Annotated in this window: 17 protein-coding genes and 1 pseudogene; 9 read left to right on the plus strand and 9 right to left on the minus strand. The window is 61.6% G+C overall.

Annotation, left to right across the window (positions count from 1 at the left end; translation table 11 throughout):
* Nucleotides 1–105 precede the first annotated feature (105 nt).
* From FXB40_RS36775 to FXB40_RS36790, 4 genes are all read left to right on the plus strand, one after another.
* On the plus strand, nt 106–324 hold the full coding sequence (locus FXB40_RS36775; protein ID WP_246208206.1) for a hypothetical protein: 219 nt from the start codon (nt 106–108) through the stop codon (nt 322–324).
* A gap of 2 nt (nt 325–326) precedes the next feature.
* Entirely contained in the window at nt 327–542 is a 216-nt protein-coding gene (locus tag FXB40_RS36780) for a hypothetical protein (RefSeq protein ID WP_148777206.1), read from the plus strand.
* 144 nt (nt 543–686) lie between these two features.
* Nucleotides 687–1,574 (plus strand): NAD(P)/FAD-dependent oxidoreductase, encoded by an 888-nt coding sequence (locus FXB40_RS36785; protein WP_148777207.1) that lies wholly within the window; start codon nt 687–689, stop codon nt 1,572–1,574.
* Nucleotides 1,575–1,608: 34 nt separating this feature from the next.
* Nucleotides 1,609–2,562, plus strand: a complete 954-nt coding sequence (locus tag FXB40_RS36790; RefSeq protein WP_148777172.1) for a cation diffusion facilitator family transporter — start codon at nt 1,609–1,611, stop codon at nt 2,560–2,562.
* A 473-nt stretch (nt 2,563–3,035) separates the two neighbouring features.
* Here FXB40_RS36790 and FXB40_RS48800 read toward each other — a convergent pair whose 3' ends face one another.
* From FXB40_RS48800 to FXB40_RS36810, 3 genes are read right to left on the minus strand one after another with little or no spacing between them, the layout of a single operon-like run.
* Entirely contained in the window at nt 3,036–3,257 is a 222-nt protein-coding gene (locus tag FXB40_RS48800; protein ID WP_210352222.1) for a response regulator, read from the minus strand.
* A 34-nt stretch (nt 3,258–3,291) separates the two neighbouring features.
* The gene (locus FXB40_RS36805; protein WP_148777174.1) at nt 3,292–6,441 is read right to left on the minus strand and encodes a CheR family methyltransferase; all 3,150 of its coding nucleotides are present in this window, start codon (nt 6,439–6,441) and stop codon (nt 3,292–3,294) included.
* A complete protein-coding gene (locus FXB40_RS36810; protein WP_347339798.1) occupies nt 6,438–6,785 on the minus strand; it encodes a type II toxin-antitoxin system ParD family antitoxin in 348 nt (115 codons plus the stop codon). Before FXB40_RS36810 ends, FXB40_RS36805 begins: the two co-directional genes overlap by 4 nt.
* A gap of 160 nt (nt 6,786–6,945) precedes the next feature.
* Here FXB40_RS36810 and FXB40_RS36815 point away from each other — a divergent pair, with 160 nt between their 5' ends.
* The gene (locus tag FXB40_RS36815) at nt 6,946–7,344 is read left to right on the plus strand and encodes a DUF6894 family protein (RefSeq protein WP_148777176.1); all 399 of its coding nucleotides are present in this window, start codon (nt 6,946–6,948) and stop codon (nt 7,342–7,344) included.
* An 18-nt stretch (nt 7,345–7,362) separates the two neighbouring features.
* Here FXB40_RS36815 and FXB40_RS36820 read toward each other — a convergent pair whose 3' ends face one another.
* Nucleotides 7,363–8,319 (minus strand): Crp/Fnr family transcriptional regulator, encoded by a 957-nt coding sequence (locus FXB40_RS36820; protein ID WP_246208208.1) that lies wholly within the window; start codon nt 8,317–8,319, stop codon nt 7,363–7,365.
* A 1,206-nt stretch (nt 8,320–9,525) separates the two neighbouring features.
* On the opposite strand from FXB40_RS36820, the gene FXB40_RS48355 reads away from it, so the two are divergent.
* The 4 genes from FXB40_RS48355 to FXB40_RS36840 all read left to right on the plus strand — a co-directional run bounded on the left by FXB40_RS48355 (nt 9,526) and on the right by FXB40_RS36840 (nt 13,914).
* Nucleotides 9,526–9,744, plus strand: coding sequence for a hypothetical protein (locus FXB40_RS48355; RefSeq protein ID WP_187437406.1), 219 nt, complete (start codon nt 9,526–9,528; stop codon nt 9,742–9,744).
* A 437-nt stretch (nt 9,745–10,181) separates the two neighbouring features.
* Nucleotides 10,182–11,990 (plus strand): SDR family oxidoreductase, encoded by a 1,809-nt coding sequence (locus FXB40_RS36830; RefSeq protein WP_148777178.1) that lies wholly within the window; start codon nt 10,182–10,184, stop codon nt 11,988–11,990.
* A gap of 171 nt (nt 11,991–12,161) precedes the next feature.
* Nucleotides 12,162–12,554, plus strand: coding sequence for a VOC family protein (locus tag FXB40_RS36835; protein ID WP_148777179.1), 393 nt, complete (start codon nt 12,162–12,164; stop codon nt 12,552–12,554).
* A 76-nt stretch (nt 12,555–12,630) separates the two neighbouring features.
* Nucleotides 12,631–13,914 carry a hypothetical protein gene (locus tag FXB40_RS36840; RefSeq protein WP_148777180.1) on the plus strand — a complete coding sequence of 428 codons (1,284 nt, stop codon included), beginning with the start codon at nt 12,631–12,633 and terminating at the stop codon, nt 13,912–13,914.
* Nucleotides 13,915–13,978: 64 nt separating this feature from the next.
* Here the strand turns inward: FXB40_RS36840 and FXB40_RS36845 are convergent, their stop codons facing one another.
* The 5 genes and pseudogenes from FXB40_RS36845 to coxB form a co-directional block, all read right to left on the minus strand.
* Complete coding sequence (locus FXB40_RS36845) at nt 13,979–15,088, minus strand: DUF305 domain-containing protein (protein WP_148777181.1); 1,110 nt, start codon at nt 15,086–15,088, stop codon at nt 13,979–13,981.
* Between the two features lie 147 nt (nt 15,089–15,235).
* Nucleotides 15,236–15,511 carry a cytochrome C oxidase subunit IV family protein gene (locus tag FXB40_RS36850; RefSeq protein WP_148777182.1) on the minus strand — a complete coding sequence of 92 codons (276 nt, stop codon included), beginning with the start codon at nt 15,509–15,511 and terminating at the stop codon, nt 15,236–15,238.
* On the minus strand, nt 15,508–16,149 hold the full coding sequence (locus tag FXB40_RS36855; RefSeq protein ID WP_148777183.1) for a cytochrome c oxidase subunit 3: 642 nt from the start codon (nt 16,147–16,149) through the stop codon (nt 15,508–15,510). Before FXB40_RS36855 ends, FXB40_RS36850 begins: the two co-directional genes overlap by 4 nt.
* Nucleotides 16,142–17,745 (minus strand): annotated as a pseudogene (ctaD, locus tag FXB40_RS36860) (cytochrome c oxidase subunit I). Before ctaD ends, FXB40_RS36855 begins: the two are co-directional and overlap by 8 nt.
* Entirely contained in the window at nt 17,742–18,683 is a 942-nt protein-coding gene (coxB, locus tag FXB40_RS36865) for a cytochrome c oxidase subunit II (protein ID WP_148777184.1), read from the minus strand. The pseudogene ctaD and the gene coxB overlap by 4 nt, the downstream one beginning before the upstream one ends.
* Nucleotides 18,684–18,700 lie beyond the last annotated feature (17 nt).

Consider the following 18,700-nt stretch of genomic DNA (forward strand, 5'->3'; position numbering starts at 1 on the left):
GCCTGAAGCTGAGGGTGGTGCCGCTGGTCTCCCAATGGCGGCATGATCCCGGCTCCGGTGCCATACCTCCCGCCGGGGCCGGTTTCCCTCCTTCCAGAAAAAGCCGTGGAAGCGCAGATGACCGCCACACGCAAGCGAACGAAACAGACGCAATCGCTCCAGCAGCGATTGCTGACATCGGCCGACAAGGCCCGCGAGCGCGCGCAGCACATGCCGCCGGGCAAGGCACGAGACATATTGCTGCGACGTGCGATGCAGAACGAAGTGACTTCCAGCCTGACGGATTGGCTGAGTGCGCCCGTGTACAGGAGATCGGCCGAGTGACCATGCACAGCATAAGGCATTACCGCGCTTTCCAGATTGATTTGGACGGAAATGTTTTTGGCTGCATCAATCTCGTCTGTAGCGACGACGAGGAGGCCAAACGCGAGGCTGCTTCGCTCGTGCTCACCCATCGTATCGAGCTATGGCGTCTCGATAGGCGGATCGCACAATTCGACCTGCCTGCCGAGAGCGCTCACGCCGCCGCCTTCATCCGCTAGTTCGAAATTGGATCGCGCCTGCTCCCCCTGCGGCTCGGAACTGCGCGTTGCGGCTTGGGTTGGTTGAAGACTTGCGCGCATCGCGAGTTCGAAACCGAAGGCAGGTTCAGCGCTATGGCTCGCCACAACGAAACAAGCGCGGCAATGCCGCTTGATTGCGTGATCATCGGCGGCGGTCCGGCTGGATTGATGGCTGCGATCTATCTTGCACGATTTCGGCGCCGCGTATGCGTCGTCGACGCCGGTGCAAGTCGCGCTGGCTTGATTCCGCGCAGCCATAATGTTCCTGGTTTCACGCACGGCTTGTCCGGCAGTGACCTGCTTGCACGGATGTCAGCGCAATTGGCCGACCTTCAGGTACCGCGAGTCACCGCCGAGGTCACTCACCTGGCGCCGAGCCAGAACGGCTTTCGCGCCGCTTGGGCCGGAGGCGAAGCCGAAGCCAAGGCTGTCGTGCTGGCCTGCGGGATCGTGGACAATCATCCGCCATTCGAAGAGTGGCGGGTGGCGGTCGCCGACGGTCTTTTGCGCTACTGCCCGGTTTGCGATGCGTACGAAGCGATCGACCGCCGGATCGGTGTCGTCGGTCCGCCGGCGCACGCCGCAGGCAAGGCTCTGTTCCTGCGCGGTTACTCTCGGGACGTGACCATGCTCGCGACCGCGCCTGCTGATGCCGAAGCAAGATCGCGGCTGACCGCGGCCGGCGTGGAGGTCGTGGATGCCGGCGATGTGCAGTTGAAGGGCCGGGGTTGCAGGCTCGAAGCCTGCTTCAACGGAGGTAATACCGCGGAATTCGAGGTCGTCTACCCGGCGATGGGAGCGGAGGTGCGCTCGCGGCTCGCGCTATCGCTCGGCGCGGAACATACAACAGATGGATATCTCAGGATTGATGATCATCAGCGCACCTCCGTGGATGGCCTGTATGGCATCGGGGACGTCGTGACCGATCTTCATCAGATATCGGTCGCGTTCGGTCACGCGGCGGTGGCTGCCTGTGCGATCCACAGCAGCCTGCCCCGACGTCTCGTATAAGCCGTCGACCCACCATCCGGACGAAGAGAGTGCGATGAGCGGGGAAGAACAATCATCAAGAACCGCCGTCTATGCCGCCCTGGTCGGAAACATCCTGGTCGCCGTGACGAAGATCGCCGCTGCGCTCTGGACGGGAAGTTCGGCGATGACCAGCGAGGCCATCCACTCGGTCGTCGACACCACCAACGAGGCGCTGCTGCTTTACGGCTATCGTCGCGCCAATCGGCCGCCCGACGATTCCCATCCGCTCGGATACGGCCGTGAGCTCTATTTCTGGAGCTTCATCGTCGCATTGCTTATCTTCGCGCTCGGCTCGGGCGTGTCGTTCTATCAGGGCGTTCTGCACGTTCTCAGTCCGGAACCCATTGAGAATCCCATCGTCAGCTATTTGGTGCTCGGATTGTCTTTCCTGTTTGAAGGCACGACCTGGCTGATCGCTCTTCGCCGCTTTCGCGCAGACGGTGAGCGATTCGGATATTACAAGGCGTTCATCCGGAGCAAGGACCCTCCGGCGTTCATGGTTCTTCTCGAGGACAGTGCAGCGCTGATCGGAATCCTCATCGCGGCCGTCGCGACGGCGGCGACAGTATTGCTGAAGCAGCCGCTGTGGGACGGCATCGGGTCCATTCTGATCGGCATCCTTCTCGGACTTACGTCTGTCTTGCTGGCCCGTGAAAGCAAAAGCCTGCTGATTGGAGAACCGGCGGATCCGGAGCTCGCGCGGTCAATTCTCGAGCTGGCCCGGCAATCACCGGGGGTGCTGCGGGCGAACGGCTTGCTGACCGTGCAGATGTCGCCGACAGAAGTCGTCGCAGCCCTCAGCGTCGAGTTCTCCGATGATAGGCGTGCCGACGACATCGAGCAGGCGATCGTCGCGATCGAAACGCAGATCCACGAGCGTCATCCCTCGGTGCTCACGCTCTTCATCAAGCCGCAAACCAACGCGCGATATCGCCGCAATCGCGCCCGGCGCCTGCGAGAGGCCTGAAGCGGAATCCTATCGGGAGGCGCGCTTCTGGGGATCATCGCGGCGTTGGGCCGCCCTGGTGTTCTCATCGAGTCGCGCGCGCTCGCTTCTGCGCAACCGGCCGGTCTTCATGACGCCGTACAGGATCGCCCCACCCAGTATGAAGGCGCCTATGAACATCATCCAAATGGTCGTGGCCGAGGTGTCTCCAAGGAGCATTCCGACGCCGCTATTGCCCATGTCCGCTACTCGCTCTGGCTTTCCAGAACGGAAAGTCGAGGGACGCGCCAAGGTTCCTCAGTCGCAGAGAACGCGGATCGGTTGAGCAGCGGGCGCCCCTTGCCGCGCAAGCTCTGGAGGGCAGGGAAGTCCCTAAGCCGCGCGATTGTTGAACAATGCACCAAAGACGGAAAGGAGAGTGGGCGGGTCGAACGGCTTTTCACATCGCGGATGATCGCGATAGCGACCATCGAGCGCATCCCGGCCATATCCGGTCACAAACAGGAAGGGAATTGAACGCGCTGCGAGCGTATCCGCGATAGGGTATGATTTGCTGCCATGAAGATTGACGTCAAGGATGGCGCCGTCGAAGCTGCCGGGGCGTTTTCGACCACGGCAAGTGCCTCATCTAGGGAGCCGACCGGCCCGACGACATTGACTTCAGCTTCCTCCAGGAAATCGCTTAGAACCTGAGCGAGCAGGTAATCGTCCTCCACGACGAGTATCCGGCGGCCTCGAAGGATTGCGGCTTCACCCGTCACTCAACGCCCCCTGTCTTGTGGAGGCATCTGTCGCGGGCAGCGGCAGTTCAATATGACAGAGGACCCCATCCTCGCCGAATGAAAGCTTGGTCTTGGCGCGCAGGGTGTAGGCGAGCGCCCGCTCGATAAGGTCCCGCCCGAAACCCTTGCGCGACGGCTTCGATAGTTTGGGGACTCCGCTTTCCTTCCAGTTCAGCAGCAGAGTCGGAACGCTCTCGCCGTTGGTCTGAATGCTCCAGCGGACATCGAGTTTCCCCTGGCTCTCCCTAAGCGCCCCGTACTTGATGGCGTTGGTCGCAAGCTCGTGCAGGGCAAGTCCGAAGGTCTGGACCAGTTCGAATCCGAGGGCAACCGGTGGACCCGACACCGACACCCTTTCGTCGGCAGCGCCGACGGCCTGCAATTCCAGTCGGATGATGTCGCCAAGGTCGATGTGATCATCCATCGCTCCGCTGACGAGGCTCTGAACCCGGCCGAGCGCTGCAAGGCGGGTCGAGAACGCCTCCAAGGAGCCGCCTTTTCCGAGAGTCTGTTGCGCCAGCGACTGGACGACGGACAACAGATTCCGGGTTCGGTGTTGAAGCTCGGCGATGAGAACGCGCTGCCGCGCCTCCGAGCGCGTCAGGCTCGTGACATCGATGAACGTGACGATCAAGCCTTCGAACTTCTGGCCGCCGTCGCGGTAGGGTGCCAGCCGCACCAAATAGTGAGGGCCGTGTCCTTCGCTCTCGACCCTTCTTTCAATCGGAGCTGCGCCTGCAAACACCTTCGCAATGTCGTCGGCAAAGCCCGTGAGGTTCAGCTTGCTCGAAAGATCCGTGATTGGCCGTCCCTTGTCGGTCGGAAGTATGTTGAAAACCTTCGTCACCGCCGGGGTGAAACTCCGAATGACGAGCTTTGTGTCGAGAAAAACAGTCGCGACGTCGGTACTTTCAAACAGATTTTGCAGATCGTTGTTGGCGCGGTCCAACGCGTCCACCTTGCCGCTGAGCTCGGCATTGACCGTATGAAGCTCTTCATTGACCGATTGCAATTCTTCCTTGGATGCCTCGAGTTCCTCATTGGTTGACTGCATCTCCTCGTTGACCGAGACGAGCTCTTCATTGGAGGACTTCAGTTCTTCGAGAGCGGTTTCGTACTCCTCGATCATGGATTGCAGGCGATCCCGGGTCTCGCGGAGCTCGCGCTCGGTATGTGCGGCTACGCCCTCATGATTGATCTGAGCCCGGTTCAGCGCGTCCTCCCGGCTGAGCACCGGCCCCTGGTCGGAGAAAAGCACCAGGTAGAGCGGTTCGCCGGCAGTACGATCGCCCAGCGGCTCGATCGTCACATCGACGATCTGAACGCCACCTTCCTCGCTGTCCAGCGAGATGCCGTAGCGCGTTGCCGTTCGTCCGGTTTCGACAGCTTCCCGGAATAGCGTTCGCAGATCGAGCCGAAGGCTCTTGCGAGCCATCGTCAGCAGCTGCCGCGTCGGTGCCCCCGCCGGCGCTTCCAGATATTTTCCGGTCCGTGTCGAGTAGTAGACGACGTCGCCGTCATGATTCACCACGACATGCGGAGGGGCAAAATGCTCGACGACCTGCTCCTCCACGGCCTGGCGCAGGGCAAGGCCGGCGAGCGGCGGCCGTCGCGGAACGAGGTCCGCACCCAGTCCCGGCCGCAGACCGTGCAGGGCGATGGGAAGTCGTGTCGGAGAGGCGGAGTCGGCGCGCCGACGAAAAATCCGGTGTCGCTTCTCGATCGGCGCAAACAACTCCGCAAACTGGCTGACATTCTCGGCTGAACCGAGAAAGAGATAGCCTTCCGGGCGCAGCGCATAGTGGAACGTCGGGATGACTTGGTTCTGCATGTCCGCCCCGAAGTAGATCAGCAGGTTGCGGCAGGACACCAGGTCGATGCGCGAGAAAGGAGGATCGCGAATGACGCTGTGCGGCGAAAAAATGCAGAGCTCGCGCACGTCCTTGGACACGACATAGCTGCCGCCATCCGACACAAAGAAGCGCTTGCGCCGTTCCGGCGACACGGTGTCCAGCAGGGCACCCGGATAGCGGGCTGCCCGCGCCACCGAAAGCGCCCGGTCGTCGATGTCGGTTGCAAAGATCTGCACCCGCGGTACGGCGGTCAACCGGTCCATATGCTCCCGCGCCAGGATCCCGATCGAGAACACTTCCTCTCCGGTGGCACACCCCGGGATCCAGATACGAACCGTATCGTCGGCCCCGCGCCCTTCAAAAAGCTTGGGAATGACCGATGTCGCGAGCGCCTCGAAGGCGTCCTCGTCACGGAAGAAATTCGTGACGTTGATGAGCAGATCGCGGAACAGGGCGCCCACTTCAGGCGGCTCCTGCCGCAGCCGCTCGACATAGGCTTCGATCGTCGTGAGTTGGGTCACCTGCATGCGGCGCTGGACGCGGCGGATGAACGTCTTGGTCTTGTAGCCGCTGAAGTCGTGGCCGATCTGATTTCGCAGGATGCCGTAGATTTCCGGCAAGACCTGGCTGATCGTCGAATCCTCGGCGCTGTCGCCAGCTCCATTGACCATCTGCTCGAACAAGTGGTTTGCGCGGACAAACTCGACCAGCTTGGCGCCCATATCCTCGACCGGAATGGCGAAATCGATCAAGCCGGTCGAAATTGCGGCGTCCGGCATATCCGGGTGCTGGGGGCCGAAGCCGTCGCCGACCTGCGCGAACGTAATCCCGCCGCGTTCTTTGATCGCCTTGACGCCAAGCGTGCCGTCGGAATCCCCTCCGGAGAGAATGACGCCGCCGGAGAGCTCGCCGATATCGACCGCCAGCGCACTCATGAAGATGTCGATCGGCTTGCGCTCGCGGCGACTGCTGTTTTTGCGCAGCGTCAGCCGTCGGTTCTCGATGCCAAGAATGGAATCGGCAGGCATCACATAGATGTTGTCGACCTCGACGGCCATGGCGTCGGCGGCGACCCGCACCGGCAGATCCGTATAGCGGCTCACGATCTCATGAAGGAGGCTTTCCCTGTCCGGACTGAGATGGGTCACGATGACCAGCGCGAGCCCCGGTTGTGGAGGCATACCGCGAAAAAATCCTTCCAGCGCTTCGATGCCGCCAGCTGATGCGCCAAGGCAAACGATGGGAAAGTCTGCTGTGTCGGTCACGATCGTGGACTCCGCGACCGTGCGGCAACGCCGTTAACCTTGGCTCCGGTAAGTGGTCGCTTGGTCAGGCCGGGCCAGGATGAAGGCTGCGATTGCGAAGCGTCTCTCTCCAGCAGGCGCAGTGCCGCTCTGACGACCTCGCTCGATGTCCGGAAACGACCCGAGGCGACTTGTGCAGAGATGAAGTCGCAGAGTTCGCCCGTCAGGGACACGTTCAGAGTGTGCTTGCTGGGCATTGCGGAGCTCCGCTGGGTGGCAACCTCTGCTACCCTCGCAGCAAACGAGCCCATGTCAAGAACGGGATCGCAGCCGGTGGGTTCCAAAGCATGGTTCGTCGTGCGCATCGAGCGGGCAGCGAGTGTCGGCGCGATATGTGTAAGTGGATAGGACGTATCCGCCAGGACCGGTGTATGATCTGCAGCAAATAGCTGAAAATGCCCCAGGCACGACCAGCCGGTGACGGCGTTGTCGGAAGATCGATGCCTCTGAGGAAAGGACGCCGCGATGCCGCGTTTCTTTTTCGACTTCAGCTCGGACGGGACGGTAGTGGCCGATGATGTCGGAACGGAATTCCCCTCCCTTGAGGAAGCGTATCTCGATGCGTGCCAGTCCGCCCTGGAGATGTCTTTTGAAAAGCTTCGCATCCGCAGCGATCCCAACTTCGATTCAGTCGAAATCCTGGATGCCCGTCGTCAACCCTTGATGCAAGTGCCTTTCTCGGATGTGCTTCGTCCGAAGCCGTCGCGGTCGCCTGCGAGGCAGGATCAGTGCTCCGAGATCGTCAGCTCCTACCAGGAGCAATTGACCCGCGGCAAACGCCTCAAGGCTGAAATCGGCGAAGAGCTGAGAAAGATGCAGACGACATTTGGTGCCATCCGCGCCAACCTCGAACGCCTGAAATAAGGAGACGAATATCCTGGACTAGCTGCGGGCCCGCGCCTCCGCCGGGTCGAGGTACTCTGAATCGAATTCGGCGGCCTCATACAGCCCTTCTCTGTCGAAGATGGTGAGCCGACCTCGGCTCAGATCGACCAACTTCCTGTTGCGGAGCTGTTGCAAGACCCTGTTCACGTGAACGGTCGATAACCCCAGAATATCGCCAAGCTCACGTTGGGTTAAGGGGAATTCGAAATCCTCCGAGTCCCTCCCGCCGGCCAGTGAACGACAGGCGATCTCACACAGGAGATGAGCCAGGCGTGCTTCAGCCGGCTTGCGGCCGAGCCAGATCAGCCACTCCCTCTGGATCGCCGCCTTCCACGCTGTTTCGCGCCATAGCGCCCGCATGATCGTCGGCCGCTGTTGCAGGAGTGGATACAATTCGGCCCCGGGGATCGACAAAACCAGCGCGGGGGAGAAGGTGCTGATTGAATTCCCGCAGCGGCCCAGCACGAAATCTCCGGGATTGAGAGGATCGCCGGGCAGGAAAATGGAGACGATCTGCTGGCTGCCGTCTTCCAGGGTGCGGGTGGCGCGAGCCGCGCCGCTGCACAGCAGGAGCAAGGGAGCGGATTCGGATCCTTCTTCGACGATCAGTTCGCCCTTGGCAAAGTTTCGCGCCTGCGCAATCGAAAGCAGCGCCTGCTGATCCGACACGGACAGGACCATTCGGCGCGCGAACGTTGTCAGCAAGGGAGATAGATTGGTCGCGATCGGTTGTGCAGGAAGCGTGGGCGCCATCTGAGCACCTCTTCGAACGGAGGGCGCTGGGGTGCACTCCATCCAGGCCCGCAATTCGGCATAGAATTCCAGCAGGCTCGCCTCGTTCAGCAGCAGCGTTCTGAGGTGCCCCTCCTTGGACCCGGCCATCGTGCGCCGTTCGGCCGCGAGCTGTCGAAGCTCGTCGACGGTTCGGCCCTGTATGGTGAGGCGATGCAACATGCCCGGAGCGCTTTTGGAGCCCTTTTGGCTAACAACGAAGTACGGCTTTACCGGTTCCCGCCGCGTTCCAACTTTGATCTCTTGGGCCCTATTTGCTCTCACTCCATTTGCTCTCTTGGGCTCCAAATCTAGGTGTTGGCAGAGTTCAGGAACGTTCAGTTTCGCCGCCGATTGTCGCCTCAAAATCAGAGGAGATGACCTATGCGGCAGACAATTTCACGCACCATCCTGATCGCGTTTCTCGCAAGCGCCTCACTCACAGCCGCTTCGGCCCAAGGTGGCGGCGGCGGCGGCGGCTCTGGCGGATCAGGGGGAGGAGCAAGCGCAAGCGGAGGGACCGGTACGGGCGGGTCATCCGCGACCGGTAACGCCTCAAGTCCCACATCTGCGACGGCACCTAATCAGGCAAACCCGGTTGGCACTTCCACCTCGTCATCCGTCGCGACGGCGCCGGGGACGAACGCGGCCGGAACGGCTCAGTCGACTGGCACGGGCGTGTCATCCACGACGGGCAACTCCTCTAGTCCCACATCTGCGATGACCCCCACTCAGGCAAACCCGGCTGACCCTTCCAGTTCGTCATCGGTCGCGACGGCTCCGGGAACGAACAGCGCCGGCACAGCTCAGTCGACCGGCACCGGTCCGCGCGGGTCGACCACGGTCGGCATGCCCGGAAACCCTGCGGGAGGCACCAATAGTGGTCGCATCGACGGGACGGTGACCCCTGGCCCGTCGATGCAGGGCGATGCGGCAATCCGGTCCGAGAGTTCGCAGGACTCCCCGGTCGACCGAAAGATCAAGAGCATCTGCAAGGGATGCTAGCGCGCCGAGTCGGCTGCGATGAAAGGTCACCCAGCGCGTTGCCGGGTGACCAAAGTGGCGGCGGGACGTTCGCGAAACGCTCTCACCTCGGGGCATTCGTCACGAGCGGCTCAAGCGGGGGCGAGTATCTCGTTCTGGCTGATCTCTTCCGTGGCCGTATCGAGAGGGACGTCGCGGGTTGTTCTGGTAACTGTTCGCTAGCTGCGATCTAGAGAAGACGCAGCCTCGACGGTGGAGAGGAGTCCGCCGAGGCCGCTCTCACCCACGCATCATCCAAGCGAACGGCTCCTAGAGACGCGATCTCTGAATCGGCTAGTGCCGGGGGACAACGCCATTGGAAGGCGGAGTCGTTTCGTTGCGCATTCCGGGAGGGCTGGAGGCGCCTTGTCCGCCGCGTTCCACATGCGTGATGCCACCGCCGCCACCGCTTCCGGAACCGCCTGCTCCGCTACCGCCCGATCCGGCGCCGGCTCCTGCACCCGCGCCGCCTGCACCCGCGCCGGCGCCTGCGCCGCCACCGGTTCCACCAGCGCCGCCGCCTGCACCGCCAGCGCCTCCGCCTGCACCACCGCCCGCGCCCTGTGCGAACGCACCACCTACTGACGCGCTGGCCAGCAGCGCTGTGACGAATATCGCCAGGATTGTTTTACGCATCTCGTTGCTCCTTCATGGCCGAGTAATGCTCGTCCAATCGAGTACAGCTTGAAGCGTTCCTATGAGATCGGATGTGCCGAGACATTCCATCGATCATCGTATCGTCAGCGTGCAATCTGCATCGCGCTGGTGTGGCTGAGGCAAGCAAGTTTGGCAAAGCGCTCGCCGAGGGACGCGAGTGCGGCAAGTGCGCGCACTCGCGTTCGTCGCCTCTGGGCTCTCTTAACTCAAGTTAGAAAAGCGCCGCATCGGGCTGGTCGGCTACCTCAACTCGAACGTCGCTCTTCTTCGAAGGCCTCAGATGCAAGCAAAGATTCACGCGGTTATAAGAACCATGGACGCGACTGCCGGTTGAGTTCGACAACCCGATCGATGCGGAGCAGCATATGCGCGAGAACGTCCGGCATGGCGGCCTGACCCAGGTTTCGAACGATGTGTGGATCTTTGATGCGGCACGGCTTCAGGCCGCGGGTCTTCCGCTCCCGCTGCGCATGACGGTCATCAGACTCTCGACCGGCGATCTGCTGCTGCATTCCCCAGTGAAATATTCACCGGCCCTGCGCGCGCTTTTGGAGCGCTTGGGACCGATCAAATACCTGCTCGCGCCCAATGTCGCGCACTGGATGTTCTTGCGCTGCTGGCAAACCGCTATGCCCGAAATGGTCACGTTGGCCGTGCCGGGCCTGGCGAGCCGCAACCAGGTTCGCCGGTCCGGCGTTCGCATCGACCGTGAGCTCGGCGATGGAACTCCTGATGAATGGGCCAACGACATCGAGACTGTCCTGGTGAGCGCTCCCTTCTTCTGCGAGGTCGAGCTGTTCGACAAACGCAGTCGAACGCTGATCCTGACCGACATCGTGCAGAACATCGATCCAGGGATATTTCCAGGTGCCGTGAGACCTATAGCCGATCTGCTTGGCGTCACCACGCCGGACGGAATGGCACCCGTCTACCTGCGCCTTCTGCTGCGTCTTGGCGGCTGTTCTGTCCAAGCGGCGGCGCGGAGACTGGTCAGCTTCGCACCGGAGAAGGTGATCTTTGCGCATGGCGATTGGTTCGACAGCCGGGGAACGGAGCGTCTGCGCCACTCCTTGCGTTGGCTGCTTCCGCAGAGCGGTTCAGGACGTGTAGCCGGAGAAAACGAAATGGCGGGAACACGCGTCGTCATCACCGGCGCGTCCAGTGGCATCGGGCGCGCGGCGGCGCTGGCCTTTGCCGAGAAAGGTGCAAGTGTGGTCCTCGCCGCCCGACGTGCAGACGCGCTCGAGCGCCTCGCATCCGAATGCGAATCCGTTGGTGGTCGTGCGCTTGCCGTGCCGACCGATGTGACCGATGCGGAAGCCGTCAAGCGCCTCGCCGCCAAAGCGGATCAGTCCTTTGGCGGGATCGACGTCTGGATCAACAACGCCGGCACCGGCGTGTTCGGCGCCTTCCAGGAGGCCGATATCGCGTTGCATCGCAAAACGGTGGAGGTGAATCTGCTCGGCACCATGAACGGAGCGCATGCTGTTTTGCCGATTTTCCTGCGCCAGCAGCGAGGAATTCTGATCAACAATATCTCTCTCGGCGGCTGGGCGCCGACGCCGTTTGCCGCAGCCTACACGGCCAGCAAGTTCGGCCTGCGCGGCTTTACGTCGAGCTTGCGGCAGGAGCTCGCGGCACAGCCGGACATCCATGTTTGTGGCGTGTTCCCTGCGATGGTGGACACGCCCGGTTTCGTCCACGGCGCGAACATGTCCGGGCGCAGACTCGATCCGGGGCCACTGCTGTATCAACCCGAGGACGTCGCGGAAGCTTTCCTGAGCCTGGTCCGTCAACCCCGAAGCGAGATCGCGGTGGGCTGGCCGGCCCGGGCGGGCCAGATCGCGTTTGCACTCGCTCCCCGTGCGACGGAGCATCTTCTGGGCTCCGCGTTTCGTTGGCTGTTGTCTCGGGCGCGTCAGGCAGAAAAGACTGAGGGGACGATCGTGGAGGCGGCGCCTCAAGGGACGTCCGCCGATGGCGGCTGGCTCGCGCGCAAACGACTTCCGCCGGCAGCGCAGGTCAGCAAACTCATCGCGTTGATGGGCATTGCGACTCTGGTGCTCGCGTCGGCCTCGCGTGCGGCAGCCTTGCCGAGGAGACGCCAGGTTCGGAGATCATCGGCCGGGTTTAAGCGCCGAAACAGCGGTCTATCGAGCCATCGAAGTCGATAGCGGAGAGGAACTTCGCAATCGGTAGACCAAGCGCAGCAATGCCAGGTACCCCAGCTTCGCGGCGCCCGCGCGTGAAACGCAGCGTTCCAATATGTGGTGGGCGCCACTGGAAGAAAGGAACCCCTGCACAAATGCGCCATTTCAAACAAGGCAAACTGGCTCAGGCGAAAAATGATTCACCACGTCTCCGTCGGCTCAAATGACATCGAGCGTGCTCGCGCCTTTTACGATCCGCTGATGTCGCTTGTTGGCTTTCGACTTTTGAAACATTCCGAGAGGTCACTGCACTACGGCGCCTCCGATATCGTCTTCAGCCTCGAAACGCCAGTGGACGGACGTCCCGCCACTGCCGGCAACGGGGCTCACGTCGCGTTCCAGGCCCCGGATCGGGAAACCGTCAGGCGTTTTCATCGGATCGCGCTTGTCAATGGCGGCGTCGATGAAGGGGCGCCAGGTATTCGCGATAACTACAATGCCAATTATTATGGCGCCTTCGTCCGTGACCCCGACGGAAACAAGATCGAAGCCGTTACGTACACCGCGAGAGAAAGCTTCGGCCTTTAGCAGATCTCAGGCGCTGTCCCGGCGTAGGATCGAAATCCGATGGTCCGCGTTATCTTCGCGCGGCTAGGGACCGATAATGGAAACGCTCGAGACTTACCTCGACAGGAAGTACGAGGAGCTTGAGCTGTTGAACGGCTCGCTCAGAAAGCCGTTGACTGTTCGTCGCCCGGAATCGGTCGTCGAAGTGATCGAGCGCAAATTCCACCTCGCTGCAGCGCTAAAGGCCGAACATGCTCTCCACGAATGGGCATCGACCGAAACGGCCTGGGCCCAACCGGATCAGCGGCGGTCTGGACCGTTTGAATTCAGCTACGACTATCAACGTGCAGACCTCGACGTCATTGGCCCGTCATTCTACCAAATTGGGGATACGGACGTTGACGTGTGCATTTATACCTCGTCGGGCATGGCCGCGATCTCGGCGCTGCTGCTGGCCTCCGCTCGCGTCGTGGGTGAAGCGGAATTACTGCTCTTGCCGGGATCTTACAGCGAAACGGTGGAGCTGATCGAGCTTCATGCCCGGCACTTGAGTCCTCTGGTGTTGGAGAAGCCGCTCGGCGAAACGGTGCTGCCGCCGCGTCGACCCAGGATGCTGCTCCTCGATTCCTGCGCAGCGGCGGAGGACTTTGCGGCGACGCTACGGTGCGCGAAGCCCGAGCTGGATTTGGTGATCTTTGACACCACCTGCTTCTCGAGCGGTTCGGGACGTATCCGCCGGGTGATCGACTGGACGCGACGTCATCAGGTTCCTGTCGTCCTCGTTCGCAGCCACACCAAGCTGGATTCTCTCGGATTGGAATATGGCCGACTCGGCTCTGCCGCATTTCTTCGCGGTCCGGCGGAAGCCGCCGGGCGCGTGTCGCTGCGGAGTCTGATTGAGGAGACGCGCATTGCCGTCAGGCTGTTCGGAGGCGCGGCGCTGCCCGCGCACTTTCCGCCTTATGCGGGCAGCCGCGCCTATCGACATCTGACCAACAGGCGTATTGCGGCTATGTTGCACAACAGCAGGCGCACGGTGCGTTGCTTTGCCTCGGAGCTCGCTTGCGCCTCTGCAGAGCTGCATTTCGCTCACGGACTATACGTCACGCTTGCCCCTTCAAGAGCGCTGGATGAGCGGCAGGCAAAGCAGGTCGCTGCGGAGTTGAGCCACGACTTGAGCAAGGCGGGGCTGCCGCTGCGTCACGCAGGCAGCTTTGGCTTCGACTTCGGCGCTGCCGAATGGAGCTACGATGGGAGACGCGAACGCCATGTCGTGAGGATCGCGGTGCCGGATCTGCCAACGGCGCTGTGGGACGAAGTCGCCCTCGCCGCGGCGAACTGGTGGAGCGCCTGGCAGGCGCCAAAGCGCGGCGTGCGCTGATAAGAAAACATACGTAATGTCAATGGCTTGCTACTGTGCATGGGGTTGTTTTCGCGCTTTTTGTTCAGAACTGAAGATTGTTCCCAAACATGTTGCGGGTTGCCCCGCGCACTGCCTCGATGCCCTCGACATTATTCATCAGGGCGATCTCGCCCTGCTGCTCGTGACGTATGGCGTGAGCCATGACGCGCAGCCGCGGGTCGCCGCCCGAATGCCATTCGGCGTCCGCCATCTGGATCGCTCCGGCATGATGCAGGCTCATCAGGCGGACAAAGACGGCGTCAAATTCATTGCCAGTTGCTTTGCTTGCTTCTGCCATTTGCGACGGCGTCAAATACCCTGGCATCGTCTCCCGTTCTTCGGTTGTGCAAACCGGCAGTGGCTCGGTGAACCAGCCGTCCCACCAGCGCGTGAAAATGCGGTTCTCTCCCGACTGCGATGCGACCATCAGAGCCGCCAAGGCGCGCAAATGCGGTGCCCGCGCCCTTGCGATGGCGAGCTGCGCAAGTTCGATGCCCTGTTGATGATGCGTCGTCATGTGGCGAATGTATCGCTGGTCGTCGTCGACGTTGCCGCTTATGAGAGGGAAGGGAAGGGCGAGCGCGTCGGCAAGGCCCATCGTCGCCGATACCGCTAACACGCAGCCAGCGCCGACAGTCCAGCGCTGCGCGAAGCGCACCGCGCTGGTCGGCGGCGCCTGGCCGGCCGGCCAGCGCAGCCAGGCAAACAAGGGATACATCAGAGCGGACGAGAGATGCACCAGAAGGCCGATCCAATAGGGCTGCTGCAACGTGAAGATCGGCTGCCAGAACGGAAACAGCGGGACGAGCACGAACCATTCGGTCGCCGAGGTCAAAACGGCCCAGGGCACGGCGAAGCCGGCGATGGCCGCGGGGTGCAGCTTCTCGGTCCATCGGCCCAGCAGACCAAAGAACACCAGCGCCCATGAAAAGTCCGCCCATTGGTGAAAGGCGATGCCGATGGCAACCGCGCTCGCGGTGGGATCGGAGGACAGTACCGCCTCACGCGCCGGTATCGCTGCGACCGTCATCCAATCGACAAGCGGGTCGCGGCCAAGCTGGGCCGCGGTCACTTGACTGAGCAGCGTGGAGAAGGTGCTGCTGACCAAGCCGAGTTGGGCTGCCGCCAGCCAGCGCGACTTGCCAGGCGTCATGCGCCAAACAGCCTCATTGGAGAACTCCGAGCGAAAAGCCGATGACAGAAGCGCAGCGCCAGCTCGAAGTTCCTATCTGCGCCGGCGCTCAGTGAAACTCAGGTTAAAAACGAGAGCGCGGCCCAGACGGCGCGAACCAATTGCCCCTCAGGTGCGGGTCAGGAAATCCATCATTCCAAGCCAGAGCAGGATACCAAGCCAAAACAAGCCGGCGCCGGCAAAGGTGAGAGTTGTGGCGTTGCGGTGACGAAGCTCCATGAAGATCGCCGCGACAATCGCAGCTTTGACAGCCCCGATCGACATGGCAATTGCGGCGTTGAAGGCCCCAAGCGGCAGGTAGGCCAGGCTCACGGTCAGTGCGAGCAGCGCAAGGAGTGCGAGCCATGCTCCCACGAGATGACGAGGAGGGAGCCACTTCGTCATGCTGCTCGCCCCGGCAGGTAGATCAATGCAAACAGGAAAATCCAGACGATATCGACGAAGTGCCAGTAGAGCGCGGCGCTGTGCAACGCGGTCCGGTGTCGGGTCGACGGCGTCCGGTTAATGAGCAGCGCCATCACCCCCAGCACGGCGATGCCGATGACCATGTGCAGGGCATGAAGCCCGGTCGCGACGAAATAGAACAGGAAGAACAACTGAGCGCCGTCGACGTGGACAGGATCAAACCTGAAGTCGATGCCCGGAACGAGATGCTCGCGGTACTCGCTCCTGTACTCGAAGCCCTTGAGGACAAGAAACGCAACTCCGAGTCCGATGGCGCAGGCGAGCAATGTCGCGCAGAATTTTCGCGTCTCGGCCGAGAAGACCTCGACGGCCCAGGCAACGGCGAAGCTGGACGTAAGCAGGATTGCGGTATTCGCGGTGCCGATCACGAGGTCGGTCCGGCCGCTCGCGGCGGCGAAGCCGACAGGGTGGAGATGGCGATAGACGAGATAGCCGAGAATCAACGCGCCGAACAGCAGCACTTCGGTGGCAATGAACACCCACATGCCGAGCTCGGCCGCTTCGTCGCGATGCCGGCTTGAGACAAATTGCGGCGCAAATACCTTGGTCTCAGGCATTTTGCGGCTCTGCTTTGAAATCCGGGGAGTATTGATACGGCGGTCGCGTCACGACCGGCTGTTGGTCGAAATTATGCTCGGGCGGCGGCGACGGCGTTTGCCATTCCAGCCCGGGCGCATTCCAAGGATTGGCCGGCGCGCGGGCGCCGAAAAACAGTGAATAGCCGAGATAGAACAGCGGTAACAGATAAGCGGCTGCGAGAATCGTAGCCCCTCCGGACGAGAGAACATTCCAGACTTGGAATTCGGGCGGATAGACGTGATACCGGCGCGGCATGCCTTCGGCGCCGAGCACGAATTGCGGAAAGAACGTCAGGTTGAATCCGAAGAAGATCAGAACGGCCGCAGTGCGCGCCCAGTATTCGGAGTAGAGCCTGCCCGTGATCTTCGGCCACCAATAATGCAGTCCGCCGAAATAGGCGGTCACCATGCCGCCGACCATGATGTAATGAAAATGGGCGACGACGAAATAGGTGTCGGTGGCATGCACGTCGTAGGCGAGGCACGCCAGAAACAGGCCGGTGAGGCCGCCGATCGTGAACAGCCCGATGAAGGCCAACGCATACAGCATCGGCGCGTCGAAATGGATCGAACCCTTGTGCAGCGTCGCGGTCCAATTGAACACCTTGATCGCGGACGGCACGGCGACAACGAAGCTCATGAACGAGAAAACAAGGCTTGCCAGCAATGATTGCCCGCTGACGAACATGTGGTGGCCCCAGACCAGAAAGCCGACCGCGGCGATGGCGAGGCTCGCCCAAGCCACGAATTTATAGCCGAACACCGCCTTGCGTGAGAAGCAGGAGATCAATTCGTTGATCACGCCCATGCCGGGCAAGATCATGATGTAGACGGCCGGATGGGAGTAGAACCAGAACAGATGTTGGAACAGCAGTGGATCGCCACCGATGGCGGGATCAAAGATGCCGACGCCGAGCAGCCGCTCGATGGCGATCAGGACCAGCGTCATCGCCAGAACGGGTGTGGCGAGGACGAGAATGATCGACGTGGCGTAAAGCGACCAGATGAAGAGTGGCAGCCGATACCAGGTGAGGCCGGGCGCGCGCAGGCGATGGATCGTGACGATGAAGTTCAACCCGGTCAGGATCGACGAGAAGCCGGAAATGAAGACACCGGTGACCGCAACCACAACATAGCTATTGGAGTAGAGCGTGGAGAACGGCGTGTAGAACGTCCAGTATCGATCCCGCCCGCGAGAACCGCGAACAGCGTCATGGCACCTCCCAGCATGAACAGATACCAGCTCAACAGATTGAGCCGCGGAAAGGCCAGGTCACGCGCGCCGATCATCAACGGCACGATGAAATTGCCGAGTGTGTTGGGGATCGACGGGATCAGGAAGAACCACACCATGATGATGCCGTGCATGGTGAAGAGTCGATTGTACATGTCTGAGCTGACGAGATCGGCTTGCGGCGTCGCCAGCTCGATCCGGATCGCGGTTGCGGCGGCGCCGCCGATGAAGAAGAACAGGATCAGGCTTGCGAAATACAGGATCGCGATGCGCTTGTGGTCGGTGGTGAAAAGCCACGATCGCAGGCTGTATTCCGCGTTCAAATAGTTGGTGTCGATCATGATCCGTGTCCACCCAGTGACTTGATGTAGGCGATCAATTTCAGCAACTGCTCTTCATCGATCTTGCCTTCGAACGACGGCATTAGCGGTTCGTAGCCCGCGGCGATCTGGCTGCGGGGCAGCAGGATGGAGTCGCGGATATATTTGTCATCTGCGGTGACGACGCTGCCATCGGCAAGCGGCACTGGCTTTCCGTAGACCCCCTCGAGGAGTGGTGCCCGGACCTTGCTGCCGATGCCGTGACAGCCACTGCAGCCGAGCTCGCGGAACAGGACGCCGCCCTCTTGTGCGAGGGGGCTCGACGGTGTCTGGCTCCCCAGCCAGGCGGTATAGTCGGCAGCCTCCATCGCCACGATCTCTCCGCTCATGCCGGAATGCTCGGTGCCGCAATATTCGGCGCAGAACAGGTGATAATGCCCGGGCACTTGCACCGTGATTTCCAGATCCTGGTAACGACCGGGTACCACGTCGTGCTTCAGCCGCAGCGCCGGAATGAAGAAGCTGTGAATGACATCCTGCGAAGCCATCACCAGCCGGATCGGCCGGTTGACGGGAATGTGCAACGTATTGATCTCGGATTGGCCGCCGGTGTGCTGAACCTTCCACATCCACTGCCTGGCGACGACGAACACTGACATTTCTTCCGGCGGGGTTCGGAAGATCTGGAAGTAGATGCTCGCGCCCCAGACGAACAGGGCGAGGAAGCAGATCAGGGAAGCCGCCGTCCAGCCCACCTCCCAGTGCCAGCTCTTGCTGGTCTGGTGGCCCCGGTCGATCTGGTTGGACGCGCGGTATCGGACGCAGAACAGAGCCAGCAAGAAAAACAACAGGCCGAGCACGAGCGAACTGGTGACCAACAGACCGATGAAAAGAAGATCAACGTCGCCGCCATGGGGCGATACGCCGGGATGCCAAAAGGGAATCCATTGACGCCACATTGAACTGTCCGGCTAGA

Source organism: Bradyrhizobium rifense, from assembly GCF_008123425.1.
GTDB lineage: Bacteria > Pseudomonadota > Alphaproteobacteria > Rhizobiales > Xanthobacteraceae > Bradyrhizobium > Bradyrhizobium rifense.

Coding starts and splice junctions, on each gene's coding strand:
- FXB40_RS36780 (WP_148777206.1), top strand. CDS start 327: ATGCACAGCATAAGGCATTACCGCGCTTTCCAGATTGATTTGGACGGA.
- FXB40_RS36785 (WP_148777207.1), top strand. CDS start 687: ATGCCGCTTGATTGCGTGATCATCGGCGGCGGTCCGGCTGGATTGATG.
- FXB40_RS36790 (WP_148777172.1), top strand. CDS start 1,609: ATGAGCGGGGAAGAACAATCATCAAGAACCGCCGTCTATGCCGCCCTG.
- FXB40_RS36810 (WP_347339798.1), bottom strand. CDS start 6,785: ATGCGCACGACGAACCATGCTTTGGAACCCACCGGCTGCGATCCCGTT.
- FXB40_RS36815 (WP_148777176.1), top strand. CDS start 6,946: ATGCCGCGTTTCTTTTTCGACTTCAGCTCGGACGGGACGGTAGTGGCC.
- FXB40_RS36820 (WP_246208208.1), bottom strand. CDS start 8,319: ATGTTGCATCGCCTCACCATACAGGGCCGAACCGTCGACGAGCTTCGA.
- FXB40_RS36830 (WP_148777178.1), top strand. CDS start 10,182: ATGCGCGAGAACGTCCGGCATGGCGGCCTGACCCAGGTTTCGAACGAT.
- FXB40_RS36835 (WP_148777179.1), top strand. CDS start 12,162: ATGATTCACCACGTCTCCGTCGGCTCAAATGACATCGAGCGTGCTCGC.
- FXB40_RS36840 (WP_148777180.1), top strand. CDS start 12,631: ATGGAAACGCTCGAGACTTACCTCGACAGGAAGTACGAGGAGCTTGAG.
- FXB40_RS36845 (WP_148777181.1), bottom strand. CDS start 15,088: ATGACGCCTGGCAAGTCGCGCTGGCTGGCGGCAGCCCAACTCGGCTTG.
- FXB40_RS36850 (WP_148777182.1), bottom strand. CDS start 15,511: ATGACGAAGTGGCTCCCTCCTCGTCATCTCGTGGGAGCATGGCTCGCA.
- FXB40_RS36855 (WP_148777183.1), bottom strand. CDS start 16,149: ATGCCTGAGACCAAGGTATTTGCGCCGCAATTTGTCTCAAGCCGGCAT.
- coxB (WP_148777184.1), bottom strand. CDS start 18,683: ATGTGGCGTCAATGGATTCCCTTTTGGCATCCCGGCGTATCGCCCCAT.